This is a genomic window from Nonomuraea sp. NPDC050394 (assembly GCF_044459065.1).
In the GTDB taxonomy this organism is placed as follows: Bacteria; Actinomycetota; Actinomycetes; order Streptosporangiales; family Streptosporangiaceae; genus Nonomuraea.
Map to the genome: position 1 here is coordinate 30,336 of NZ_JBITIO010000008.1, position 12,277 is coordinate 42,612.

Genomic DNA, 12,277 nt, shown 5'->3' on the forward strand with positions numbered 1-12,277 from the left:
ACCCCGGAGGAAGACATGACCAGCCCCGCCCTGGACAGCATGCTGCTGGCCAGCACCGACCCGGTCCGGCTCAGCGACTGGTACGCCGCGGCGCTGGAGCCGGCCGAGACGGCCGACCTCGGCGACTACCGCTACCTGCGCTTCGGCACGTTCGGCGTGCTCTTCGACCGGCGTGCGGACGTGAGCGGCAAGAACCCCGAGCCCGCCAGGATGATCCTCAACTTCCAGGTGGACAATGCGAGAGAGGTCACCGCCCGCATGGAGGGCCTCGGGGTGACCTGGCTGGCTCCGCTGGAGGACCGCGACGGCAGCCTGTTCGCCACCGCGATCGACCCCGACGGCAACTACGTCCAGGTCATCCAGCTCAGCCCCGAGCACCGCGCGGAAATGGAGGCGAAGTGATGTTCGGCCAGACCAAGGCGTTCAGCGGCTTCTCCGTCGACGACGTGCCCAAGGCGAAGGCGTTCTACGAGGGCGTGCTCGGCCTGCGGGTCTCGGAGGAGAACGGGATGCTCACCCTGCACATCGCCGGTGAACGCGACATCCTCGTCTATCCCAAGGGCGAGGCCCACGAGCCCGCCGGCTACACCATCCTGAACTTCCCCGTCGACGACATCGACAAGGCCGTCGAGCAGCTCGGCGAGCGCGGCGTGGAGTTCGCCCGCTACCCGGGCTTCGAGCAGGAGGCCAACGGCGTCATGCGGGCCGGCGGGCCGCCGATCGCGTGGTTCACCGACCCCGCGGGCAACGTGCTGTCGGTCATCCAGATCTGACCAGCTCCAGCAGGCCGCCGGTGGGCACCGTGATCTGGTGCGCGCCGGCGGCCTCGAACGCGTGCGCGCCCCGGTCCACGACCTCGCCGCGGCAGTCGCGGACGGTGGCGCGGGCCGTACCGGCGAGGGCGGAGGTCAGCAGGACGGCGGTGTCGTCGTCGGCGTTGGCCAGCCACAGCGTGCCCGACGAGGGCACCGCGACCGGCACCGGCGCGTAGCGCGCGGCGATCACCACGCCGTCGCCCCGCGCGGTGACCAGCGGATAGTGCAGGTCGGGCCGCGACGGCCGTAGCCGCCCGCGCTGCAGCACCTCGGCGTGCTCCTTCACGAACCCCAGCCAGAAGCGCAGCGCCGCCGTCTGCGCGTCGCTCTGCGCGGTGAGGTCCACGGAGATCTGCGGCACCGCGAACAGCACGTTGATCAGCTGCGCGGCGACGCGCTCGGCACTCTCCGCCGGGTGCCACATCATCATGTCCGCGTGTACGGCCAGCGGTCCCGCGACCAGGCGCAGGTCGATCGTGCGCTGGCGGTTGTGCGACGCGCTGAGCGGGCAGTCGGAGGCGCGCACCATCGCCGCGTGCCGCCAGAGCCCCGGGCTGACGTACGGCTGCCGCAGCTCGACCGGCGTTCCGGCGGGCAGGCGGGCGCTCAGCTCGGCCAGCAGGAGGCGCACACCCTCGTTGACGGTCGCGCAGTCGGCCTCCGGGCCGGGCTCCGGCGGGTCGTCCACGGCGAACTGGTCGATGAAGTCGATCTTGAGCCCGTCCATGCCCCACTCCTCGACGGCGCGGGCGAGGTTGCCGGTGAGCAGGTCGCGGATGTGGGGGTAGCGGGGGTCGACGACGACGGCGTTCATGTGGGGCTTGTAGGTGAGGCTGTAGTCCTGGACCTGGTCCCAGAGCGGGGTGTGGCGGCCGACGAAGGGGAGCGCGTACCAGAGCAGGTAGGCGAGGCCGTGGGCGCGGACCTTGGCCACGTGTCCGGAAATATCGGGGAATGCGGTGGGGGAGGGCAGCCACTCGCCGACGTGGCCGTAGCCCCGGCCCCGGTCGTCGCTGTGCCAGCCGTCGTCCACGATGATCGCCTCGCAGCCCAGTGCGGCGGCCGCCGCGGCCTGGCGTTCCACGCTTTCCGCGCTCACGTGCTGCTGCATGGCGTACCAGGTGGAGTAGGCGGGCATCCGGGCGGCGCGCGGCACCTCCCGCGCGCCGCGCCCGGCCTGCCACCAGGCGGCGACGCCGGCCAGCGTGTCGGCGAAGTGCCGGCCGCTGAGGTCGAGCCGCAGCACGAGGCCGGCCCCCGGGGCGGCCCGGTGCTCGGCCCAGAAGCCGAAGTCACCCGTCTCCTCGACCACGCCGGTGCGGATCAGCACCGGCCGTACGACCTCGGCCACCGCGTACGTGCACACCGACACGTCGCCCGCGCCGACCAGCGCGCCCACCGGCGCGCCCTTCTCCAGCGAGGTCTGGCGCGGGCGGCGCCAGAACGGCGGCAGGCCCCGGTGCTCGCCGCTGTCGGGCACCCAGAAGGCGGTCACGTCCACGCACGGCACCCGCCACGCCACGCGCACCACCGCCGGCGCCGCGGGCGTCACCCGCACCTCCACCACGCCGTCGCCGGTGGGCACGACCTCCCACGCCAGCCCGACGGGCGCGCCGGCGGCGTCCACCGCGCTCGCCCGGGCCGCCAGATCGCCGAGGCCCAGAGGGATCTCCACCACGCCCGAGGCCGCGGCGGTGTCATGGGGCTGCCAGATGGTCGCGGTCACTCATCTCTCCTGGAGGGTGAAGAGGGTCTGGATGGCCACCGCGGCCGCGCCGCGGGCCCACTGCTCGAACGGCGAGGGCCGCAGGATCAGGCGGCAGTTGGCCGCCGCGCCGAAGGCCTGCCGGGTGAAGGCCGCGCGGAGCTGGTCCTCGAACAGCTCGTAGGCCGCCAGACCCGGCATGTCGCCGCTGACGATGATGCGCTCGGGGCCGATGAGGTTGGCCATGGCCGCCATCGCCCGCCCGATCGCCTCGCCCGCGCGGGCGAAGACCGCCATGGCGGCCCGCGAGCCCGAACGCGCCGCGGCCATGGCGCCGTCGAGCGTCAGCGTGTCGTCGCCCAGCGCCGCGCGGGCCGCCGCGACCACGGCCGGGGTGCCCGCGATGGCCTCCACGCAGCCGTGGCCGCCGCAGTGGCAGGGAGGGCTGTCGCCGCCGACCGGCACGTGCCCGATCTCGCCGGCCACGCCGCGCGCCCCCGCCACCAGCCGGTCGTCCACGACGACCGCGCAGCCGATGCCGAGCCCGACCGTGACCAGCGCGAACGACGAGGCGCCCACGCCCTCGCCGAACCAGTGCTCGGCCACGGTGAGCGCCTTGACGTCGTTCTCCACGGTGACGTTCAGCCCGGTCGCGGCCGCGGCCAGCTCGCCGAGCGGCACCTCGTGCCAGCGCAGGAACGGGGAGTAGCGCACCAGCCCGGTGCTCTTGTCGACGTCGCCGGAGATGGCCAGGCCGAGGGAGTGGCAGCGCTCGCGGTAGCCGGGCGCGCGGCCGAGCAGCTCACCGGTGAGCGCCTTGAGCTCCGCCACCACGTGCTCGGGCGTGCGCGCGCTCAGCGGCCGGTGGGCCTCCTCGACGATCTGGGCGCGCAGGTCGGTGACGACGCCGATGAGGTCGTCGTCGGTGATCTTCACTCCGACGAAGAACTCCCGGCCGGGATGGATGGCCAGGGGGCTGGCCGGGCGGCCCGCGCCGGGGCCGCTGCGCTCGGTGGCCGCCATCTCGAACAGGTATCCCGCGTCGATGAACGGCCTGGCCGCCTTGGTGACGGCCGCCGACGACAGGCCGGTGCGCCTGGCGATCTCCACGCGGGATACCGGACCCTGCGTCAGGACCATGGTGAAGACGGTGGCGGAGGCCGGGCTCGTGATCGTCGCCGCCCGCCCGCGCGAGGGATCCAGCATGGCCGCATAGTAGCAGTAATTAACTTCGTCAAGAATTGAATTCGCGGGAGGCCGTGCCTAGGCTCCAGATCATGAGCCTCATCGCTTTCGATCCCGCGCGACGCCGCTGGTCGCTCACCACTCCACGCACCAGCTACGTCATCGGGCTCACCGACGACGACGTGCCCGCCTGCCTGCACTGGGGGCCGAGGCTCACACCCGGGCAGGCCGCGGCGCTGCCCGGGGCCACGCCGTTCAGGGCCAGCAGCTTCGACGAGTCCGGCGTGGCCGAGGAGCTCCTCACCGAGGCCGGCGCCCGCTACGGCGCCGCCTCCCTGCAGATCCGCTTCGCCAACGGCGACACCGGCGTGGAGTGGCGGCACACCGGGCACGAGATCGAGGACGGCCACCTGACGATCCTGATGCGCGACCGCGCCCACCCGCTGGAGGTGGCGCTGCACTACCGCGTGCGCGCGGGCTGCGACGTCGTCGAGCGCTGGACGGAGATCCGCGCGGAGGAGCCCGTCACGCTGCTGCGCTGCGACTCGGCCGCCTGGAACCTGCCCCCGCTGCCCGGCTACCGGCTCAGCCACGCCAGCGGCGGATGGGCCGCCGAGAACTCCGTGCGCCGCGTGGAACTGCCCGTCGGCGAGACCGTGCTGACCAGCCGGCGCGGCATCACCAGCCACCAGGCCAACCCCTGGGTCATGGTGGACGCCGGCGACGCCGGAGAGGAGCACGGAGAGGTCTGGAGCGCCGCCCTGGCCTGGAGCGGAAGCTGGCGCCTCACGCTCGGCCGTACCCCTTCCGGGCGCACCGGCTGGACCGGCGGGTTCGGCCACGAAGGGGTGTCCTGGCAGGGGACCGGGTGGAGCACCCCGGTCTTCGCCGGGCTCTACTCCGGCGGCGGGTTCGGGGACGCCAGCCGTACCTGGCATCGCTACGTCAACGAGCACGTCCGGCCGGCCGCCGGCGAGCTGCGGCCCCTGCTCTACAACTCGTGGGAGGCCGTCGGCTTCGACGTCGGCGAGGAGAGCCAGAAGCGGATGGCGGCGCTGGCCGCCCGGGTCGGGGCGGAGGTGTTCGTCATGGACGACGCCTGGTTCGGCGGGCGGACCAGCGACCGGGCCGGGCTCGGCGACTGGTGGCCCAACCCCGGGCGCTTCCCGCACGGGCTGACGCCGCTCATCGAGGAGGTTCACCGGCTCGGGATGAAGTTCGGGCTGTGGGTGGAGCCCGAGATGGTCAATCCCGACAGCGACCTCTACCGCGAGCACCCCGACTGGGTCGTGCACATGCCGGGACGGCCGCGCACCGAGCTGCGCCACCAGCTCCTGCTCGACTTCTCCCGCCCCGAGGTGGCCGACTGGGCGCACAAGTGGCTGCACCGGCTGGTCAGCGAGCACGCCATCGACTTCCTCAAATGGGACTGCAACCGCACCTTCACCCAGGCCGGCCCGGGCGATTTGCTGGTCGGCCACGTACGGGCCGTCTACTCCATCCTCGACCGGCTGCGCGCCGACCATCCGCACCTGCGCGTGGAGGCCTGCTCGGGCGGCGGCGGGCGTACCGACCTCGGCATCATGGCCCGCACCGACCAGGTCTGGACCTCCGACAACACCGACGCCGCCGACCGCCTGTCCATCCAGCACGGCTTCACCCAGATCTACCCGGCCGGCGCCATGGCCGCCTGGGTCACCGACAGCCCCAACCCGATCACCGGCCGGCGCGTCCCGCTTGCCTTCCGCTTCCACGTGGCCATGGCCGGCGTACTCGGCCTCGGCGGCGACCTGCCGAACTGGAGCGAGCGGGAGCTCGACGAGGCCGCCGGGCTGGTCGCCGTCTACAAGGACATCCGCCCGGTCGTCCAGCACGGCGAGCTGCGCCGGCTGCGCGATGCCGTGCAGTACACGCTCGGCGAGCGTGTCGTCGTGCTCGCCTTCAGGCGCCGCGGCGCGTTCGGCGCGCCCGGCGTTCCCCTGCGCCTTTCCGGACTCGACCCCGAGGCCCGCTACCGCGACGAGGACACCGGCGCCGTCCACCACGGCGTGCTGCTGACCTCCCGCGGCCTGCTGCCTCCCTTCCCCGGCGACGACTACGCCAGCGCCCTCATCCGCCTGCGCGAGGAGCACCCTTGACCCGCCGCTACGCCATCGTCGGACTCGGACACCGCGCCGGGATGTACGTCAACGCCCTGAGGGGGGACTGGAGCCACACCGGGGAACTGGTCGCCTTCTGCGACACCAACGCCTCCCGCATGGCCTCCTACGGCGCCGGCGTGCCCGCCTACCAGGACTTCGGCCAGATGCTCGACCGGGCGCGCCCCGACGTCGTCATCGTCACCAGCCCCGACCGCACCCACCACGTCTACGCCGTCGCCGCCCTGGAGCGCGGCTGCGCCGTCATCGTCGAGAAGCCCCTCGCCACCACGGCCGAGGGCTGCCGGGCCATCGCCAAGGCCGCCGGCGACGTGACGATCACCTTCAACTACCGCTACTCGCCGCGCAACTCCGCGGTGAAGCGCCTGGTCGCCGATGGCGCCATCGGCGAGGTCACCTCCGTGCACTTCGAATGGCTGCTCGACACCATGCACGGCGCCGACTACTTCCGCCGCTGGCACCGCGACAAGGCCAGCTCGGGCGGCCTGCTCGTGCACAAGTCCGGCCACCACTTCGACCTGGTCAACTGGTGGCTGGCCGCCGCCCCGCAGACCGTCTACGCGCAAGGCGACCTGCGCTTCTACGGCCCCGCCAACGCCCCCGGCCCGCGCCCGCCCCGCAGCCGGGGCTCCGGCCTCATCGGCGCCGACCGCTTCTCCATCGACCTCGCCGCCGACCCCCGGCTCGAAACCCTCTACCTCCGGGCCGAGCACGAGGACGGCTACCACCGCGACCAGGACGTCTTCGCCCCCGGCGTGAACATCGAGGACAACATGGCGGTGCTCGTCCGCTACGACTCCCGGGCCCTGCTGACCTACTCGCTGCACGCGCACGCGCCCTGGGAGGGCTACCGGGTCGCGCTCAACGGCACGCTCGGCCGGATCGAACTCGACGTCGTCGAACGCGAATGGGCCGACCCCGACTCCGCCGCCAGGCTCGGCAAGGGCGCCCGGCGGCTCACCGAGGGCCGGGTACGCGGCGAGCGCCTCGTCCTGCAGCGCCACTGGGAACCCGCCGAGGAGATCGAGATCCCCACCGGCTCCGGCGGGCATGGCGGCGGCGACCGGCTCCTGCTCGACGACCTGTTCGGCACGCCCGCCCCCGACCCGCTGGGCCGCCGCGCGGACTACACCGACGGCATCCGCGCCGCCGGGATCGGCATCGCGGCCAACACGTCCATCGAGACGGGTCTGCCGGTGCGGGTCTGAGTCGCATGGACCGCGTCACGCTGACGCCCGCGGCCACCGCCGTCTTCGCCACCGTGCTCACCCGCGGGCCGATCTCCAGGACCGAGGTGTCGCGGGTGACGGGGCTGTCGACGGCGGCCGTCACCAAGGTGGTCAGGCCCATCCTGGCCGCCGGGTACCTGGACGAACTGCCCGTGGGGCCGGCGTCGGCCGGGTCCGGGCGGCCCGCGGCGCCGCTGGCCGTACGGGCCGACCGGGAGTTCTTCGCCGGGGTGTGGCTGCGGGCGGGGGAACTGGTCGTGGTGCTGGCCGACCTGCGGGCGGGGGTGCGGGCGGCGCACCGGGTTCCCCTGCCCGGCGCGGACGTGGCCGCCGCGGTCGCCGCCATCGCCCGTGCCGTCGCCGTCGTGGGCGCGCCCGGCGTCCTGGTGCGGCGGGTGGGGGTGGCGGTGCCGGGGGAGGTGGACCGGGGCTCCGGCACGGTGCGGCGCGGGCCGTACCCGGGCTGGCGCGACGTGCCGCTCGCGGCGCTCGTGCGCGAGGCGACCGGCCTTCCGGCCACCGTCGAGAACGACGTCAGGGCGCTGACCGTCGCCGAGCAGTGGTTCGGGGAGGGGGCGGGGACCCGGTCTTTCGCGCTGGTGACGGTAGGCGAGGGGGTCGGCTGCGGCCTCGTGGTCAACGGCACGCTGGTCGAGGGAGGGTACGGCGTGGCCGGCCAGATCGGCCACGTCCCCGTGGACGACGCCGGCCCGCGCTGCCACTGCGGCGGCCGGGGCTGCGTCGAGGCGATCGCCGCCGAGCCCGCCGTCGTGGCCCGGATCCGCGCCGCGACCGGCCGGGCCGCCCTGGACCTGCCCGGCGCCATCGCCCTGGCCCAGGCGGGCGACCGCGCGGCGCTGGAGTCGTTCGCCACGGCCGGACGGGCGGTGGGGCGGGGCATCGCGGCCCTGGTCAACATGTTCGGGCCCGAGAAGGTCGTGGTCACCGGGGACGGCGTGGCCGTACTGGAGGGGGACCTGCGGGCCGCCTACGGCCCGCAGGCGTTCGGCGCGGCGGGCGGCTGCCCGCTGATCGTCGCGCCGCTGCCCCCCGAGTCGTGGGCGCGCGCCGCTGCGGCGGTCACGATCATGGCCCTCATCGGCCTGGGTCCCGGCTAGCCCAACCGGCCGATGGTCACGGTGGCGGCGGTGCGGGCGGCCTGCCAGACCTCTTCCAGCGAGTCGCCCCGGTCCATGGCCGCCATCACGGTCAGCTTGGCCGCCCCCACCAGGGAGCCGACGATCGTGGCCGCCTCCAGGAGGCCGAGCTCGTCCGGGTAGGCCTCGTGCAGCGCCTTGGCCAGCCGCAACTGGCTGTCGAACAGCAGATGCAGCGCCTTGGCCTGCAGGGCGGGCACGCTCATGATGAGGTCGACACGCTCGGGGCTCAGGTCGAGCGCGAGGTCCTCCTTGGCCGTCCAGTTCAGGCTGCTCTCGCTCACCCGCAGCAGAAGCTCGCCGATCGGCTCGCCGGGCGGGCGCTGCCTGACCATGTCGAGGGCGGCCTCCAGCCGCAGGCCGCCGTCATGGAAGAGCACGTCTTCCTTGCTGTCGAAGTAGCTGAAGAACGTGCGTGTCGACACGTCGGCCGCCGCGGCGATCTCGGCCAGCGTGGTCTCCTCGTAGCCCTTCTCGGCGAAGAGCCGGAGCGCCGCCTCGATCAGCGCGTGCCTGGTGCGCACCTTCTTGCGCTCGCGTAGCCCCGTCATGGCGAAACTCTACACTGCCTGATGATTTGCATTCATTGAAAAATTGCATCTGCTGAGGTTTTCTGGAGTCATGACAACCTTTCCCATGCGGCGGCAGCGGCCGCTCGACCCGCCCGACGAGTTCGGCGTCCTGCGCGAGCAGGGTTCCTTGCACCGCATGACCTACCCGGACGGCCACGAGGGCTGGCTCGTCACCGGATACGGCGCCGCCCGCGCCATCCTCGCCGACGACCGCTTCAGCAACCGGACGGAGCTCCAGCACCAGGCCATCCCGTCGCGAGCGGCGATCGCGGAGAAGTTCAAGAAGCAGATGCCGGACAGCAAGCCGCAGCCGGGGATGTTCCTGCGGATGGACCCGCCCGACCACACCCGCTTCCGCAAGCTGCTGACCGGCCAGTTCACGGTCCGGAGGATGAAAGGGCTGGAGCCGCGGATCGCCGAGATCACCGAGGAGCGGCTCGACGCCATGACGGCGCCGGCCGACCTGGTCAAGGACTTCGCGCTGCCGATCCCTTCGCTGGTCATCTGCGAGCTGCTCGGCGTGCCGTACGAGGACAGGGAGACCTTCCAGCGCGACTCGGCCACGCTGCTCTCGCTCGACGGCGAGGCCGACGCGCTGATCGCCGCCTACCAGGATCTGGCCGGGTACCTGTACGGGCTCATCGCGAAGAAGCGCGCCCAGCCCGACGAGGCGCTGCTCAGCGGGCTGCTCGGCCTTGAGGACGACGAACTGCTCGGCGTGGCGTTCCTGCTGCTCATCGCCGGTCACGAGACCACCGCGAACATGCTCGGCCTCGGCACCTTCGCCCTGCTCACCAACCCGGGCCAGCTCGCCCTCATGCGCGACGACCCCTCGGCGGTGGACAACGGGGTCGAGGAACTGCTCCGCTACCTCACGATCATCCACGCCGGCCCGATCAGGGCGGCGCTGGAAGATGTCGAGATCGAGGGCCACCAGATCAAGGCGGGGGAGTCGGTCGCGATCTCCCTGTCCTCGGCCAACCGCGACCCCGCCCACTTCGAGGCGCCCGACCGGCTCGACCTCACCCGTGCCACCACCGGCCACCTGACCTTCGGGCACGGCATCCACCAGTGCCTCGGCCAGCAACTGGCCAGGATCGAGATGCGCATCGCTTTCCCCGCGCTGCTGCGGCGCTTCCCCGGGCTACGGCTGGCGTGCGCGCCGTCGGAGGTGCCGATGCGCTCGGACATGGCCATCTACGGTGTGCACCGCCTCCCCGTGACCTGGTAGAGAGGTAGGTATGGAGATCAAAGCGGACACGGACGTCTGCATCGGAGCTGGCATGTGCGCGCTGACCGCGCCCGAGGTTTTCGACCAGAGCGAGGAGGAGGGCACCGTCGTTGTGCTCGTCTCACCCGTTCCGGAAGGGCAGGAGGCTTTGGTTCGGCGGGCCGTACAGCAGTGCCCTTCGGGCGCGATCAGCGTCTGAGCACGGCTCAGGAAGCGGCGCTCACGGCGACGGCGCGGTCCAGGGCGGGCGGGGAGACGGGGCCCTTCGCGAGGAAAGCGCGGAAGGCCTCGTAGTCCCGGCTGCCGCGGACCGCGTCGGTGTACCCGGCGAAGGCGCTGTAGCCGTCGGCGCCGATCAGCGTGTAGGCCAGGGCGGCAAGACGGTAGCCGCGGGCCGGGTCGAGCGGCCTGCCGTCGATGAGCACGTTCCCGACGCGCTCGCCGACCGGCTTGCTCACGTCATACGAGAAGCGGACATTTCCTGATACGGCCAGCGGGGCGAACCGGACCGTCCCGTCGGGCTGCGTCTGCCACTGCTGCTCAAGCGCCTGGTCGATCTGGCTGCCCTTGACGGTCGCGGTGACCACCGGGTTGGCGTAGCCCCAGGTGTTCCACGCCTCGCCGAACAGCACCTTGCCGTCGCCGTCGGCCGGATCCGCGCCCTTGGCGAAGCGCAGGTCGCCGCGCAGCGAGTTCGAGCCCTTCACCGGCGCCACCGCCACCATGGCCAGGTCGGCGTCGGCGCTGTCGGCGCGCTCGGCGTCGGCGAGCACGTTGCCGAGCGTGCTCTCGCCGTCGGCGTCGCGGGTCCTGGTCAGGTCGCCGGTGATCGTACCGACCTGGCGGGCGGAGAGGCCCTTCTCGGCGGCCACCCAGTGGTCGACCAGCTTGACCATCGCGGGGTCGGCGGGGACGTCCCTGGTGACCGGGTGGTTCGTGGAGACCGTGGCCGAACGGATCACCTCGCGGCTGCGACGGTCGATCTTCAGGTTGATCTCGTTGATCAGCTTGCCGTGGAAGGCGGCCTCGACGACCGGGCGCGGGTTGCCCTCCGGGTCGGGGATGGAGCAGTTGAACGGCGCGTGCCAGTGGCCCGTCACGATCGCGTCGATCTCGGCGGACGCCTGCCGGGCGAAGTCGATGACCGGGCCGGTGGGGTTGGCGTTGCACCGGTCGTAGACGTCGCCGGCCGTACCGCCCTCGTGGACGTTGGCCACGATCGCCTCGACACCGCGCCGCTTGAGCTCGGCCACGTACTTGTTGGCCGTCTCCACCAGCGGCAGGTTGTCCAGCGACGGCTGGAACGAGGTCGAGCCGTCCACCGTCGTCGTGGTCGTCAGGTTGATGAACCCGACCGGCACTCCCTGGAAGTACTTGATCACATAGGGCTTGAGCACCGGCCGCGTGCTTTCCTTGCGCGTCACGTTGGCCGCGGAGAAGTCGAAGCGCGCGCCGCGGAAGCGGCGTCCGTCGGAGTCGGTGAAACAGCTGTCCACGCCGCGCTGCCCGAAGCACTTGCCGCGGCCCATGTGGTCGCGCAGGAACTCCAGCGAGATGTCCAGCTCATGGTTGCCCACGGCCGAGAAGTCCACGCCGATCTTGTTCAGGAACTCGATCGTCGGCTCGTCGGCCAGCCTGGCCACCTCCGGCGGCCAGCCGCTGAAACTGTCTCCCGTGGTGAAGGTGACGGTGTTGCGCCTGCCCTGGCGCAGTTTGCCGAGATGCGTCGCGATGTACGGCGCGCCGCCCACCACGATGGTCTTGCCCTGGGCGTCCTTGATGGTGCCGTTGCCGGCGTCGGTGTGGGGACGGATATAGCCGTGGAAGTCCGTGAGGGACAGCAGCTGCACGTCGACGGACCGGCGGCTTGAGGCCGGGTCCGCGGTGGGGGGTTCGGCGGCCCGCATGTCGGCGAAGGCGACGGCCTGGGTCCCGCTGAGGACGGCGATGGCCGCGGCGATGACCGCGCCTCGAAGGGGGAATCGCACGCAATGCTCCTATTGTCGGTAATTGCGTGCCAGATCCTCCGGGCCCCGCCTCTACGCCCGGTAAAGCACTCCCCAACCTCGGGCAAACGATCACCAACGCTTCTTGCTCGCTCGGCGCGGTGCTTCGCGCGCACTCCTGACCGGCGTCGGCGCGCATGGGCGTCCTTGCCGTGGGTCCCGTTCGTGGCGGGCGGTTCCCGGCCACGCGCCTGGTCGTGGCCGCCCGACGGGGTCGC

General features: G+C 72.5%; 11 protein-coding genes. 7 read left to right on the plus strand and 4 right to left on the minus strand.

All coding sequences use genetic code 11. The features are described from left to right. Positions 1-15 precede the first annotated feature (15 nt). Entirely contained in the window at positions 16-402 is a 387-nt protein-coding gene (locus tag ACIBKY_RS29120) for a VOC family protein (RefSeq protein ID WP_397101390.1), read from the plus strand. Next, positions 402-773 (plus strand): VOC family protein, encoded by a 372-nt coding sequence (locus ACIBKY_RS29125; protein ID WP_397101392.1) that lies wholly within the window; start codon positions 402-404, stop codon positions 771-773. Before ACIBKY_RS29120 ends, ACIBKY_RS29125 begins: the two co-directional genes overlap by 1 nt. Here the strand turns inward: ACIBKY_RS29125 and ACIBKY_RS29130 are convergent. Together ACIBKY_RS29130 and ACIBKY_RS29135 are read right to left on the minus strand one after the other, a co-directional pair. Beyond that, a complete protein-coding gene (locus ACIBKY_RS29130) occupies positions 760-2,541 on the minus strand; it encodes a glycoside hydrolase family 36 protein (RefSeq protein WP_397101394.1) in 1,782 nt (593 codons plus the stop codon). The genes ACIBKY_RS29125 and ACIBKY_RS29130 overlap by 14 nt on opposite strands. Beyond that, on the minus strand, positions 2,542-3,726 hold the full coding sequence (locus ACIBKY_RS29135; protein ID WP_397101396.1) for an ROK family protein: 1,185 nt from the start codon (positions 3,724-3,726) through the stop codon (positions 2,542-2,544). It abuts the gene before it with no gap. Between the two features lie 71 nt (positions 3,727-3,797). On the opposite strand from ACIBKY_RS29135, the gene ACIBKY_RS29140 reads away from it, so the two are divergent. The 3 genes from ACIBKY_RS29140 to ACIBKY_RS29150 are packed head-to-tail and all read left to right on the plus strand — an operon-like array spanning position 3,798 to position 8,211. Continuing rightward, positions 3,798-5,843 carry an alpha-galactosidase gene (locus ACIBKY_RS29140; protein ID WP_397101398.1) on the plus strand — a complete coding sequence of 682 codons (2,046 nt, stop codon included), beginning with the start codon at positions 3,798-3,800 and terminating at the stop codon, positions 5,841-5,843. Further along, positions 5,840-7,072 carry a Gfo/Idh/MocA family protein gene (locus ACIBKY_RS29145; RefSeq protein ID WP_397101400.1) on the plus strand — a complete coding sequence of 411 codons (1,233 nt, stop codon included), beginning with the start codon at positions 5,840-5,842 and terminating at the stop codon, positions 7,070-7,072. Before ACIBKY_RS29140 ends, ACIBKY_RS29145 begins: the two co-directional genes overlap by 4 nt. Positions 7,073-7,077: 5 nt before the next feature. Continuing rightward, positions 7,078-8,211, plus strand: a complete 1,134-nt coding sequence (locus ACIBKY_RS29150; protein ID WP_397101402.1) for an ROK family protein — start codon at positions 7,078-7,080, stop codon at positions 8,209-8,211. On the opposite strand, the gene ACIBKY_RS29155 is transcribed toward ACIBKY_RS29150, so the two are convergent. After that, positions 8,208-8,801 carry a TetR/AcrR family transcriptional regulator gene (locus tag ACIBKY_RS29155; protein WP_397101404.1) on the minus strand — a complete coding sequence of 198 codons (594 nt, stop codon included), beginning with the start codon at positions 8,799-8,801 and terminating at the stop codon, positions 8,208-8,210. The genes ACIBKY_RS29150 and ACIBKY_RS29155 overlap by 4 nt on opposite strands. A 70-nt stretch (positions 8,802-8,871) precedes the next feature. Here ACIBKY_RS29155 and ACIBKY_RS29160 point away from each other — a divergent pair, with 70 nt between their 5' ends. Continuing rightward, positions 8,872-10,053, plus strand: a complete 1,182-nt coding sequence (locus ACIBKY_RS29160; protein ID WP_397101406.1) for a cytochrome P450 — start codon at positions 8,872-8,874, stop codon at positions 10,051-10,053. 10 nt (positions 10,054-10,063) lie between these two features. Beyond that, on the plus strand, positions 10,064-10,252 hold the full coding sequence (locus ACIBKY_RS29165) for a ferredoxin (protein ID WP_184960620.1): 189 nt from the start codon (positions 10,064-10,066) through the stop codon (positions 10,250-10,252). A 7-nt stretch (positions 10,253-10,259) separates the two neighbouring features. On the opposite strand, the gene ACIBKY_RS29170 is transcribed toward ACIBKY_RS29165, so the two are convergent. After that, positions 10,260-12,041 (minus strand): bifunctional metallophosphatase/5'-nucleotidase, encoded by a 1,782-nt coding sequence (locus tag ACIBKY_RS29170; protein WP_397101408.1) that lies wholly within the window; start codon positions 12,039-12,041, stop codon positions 10,260-10,262. Between the last annotated feature and the right edge of the window lie 236 nt (positions 12,042-12,277).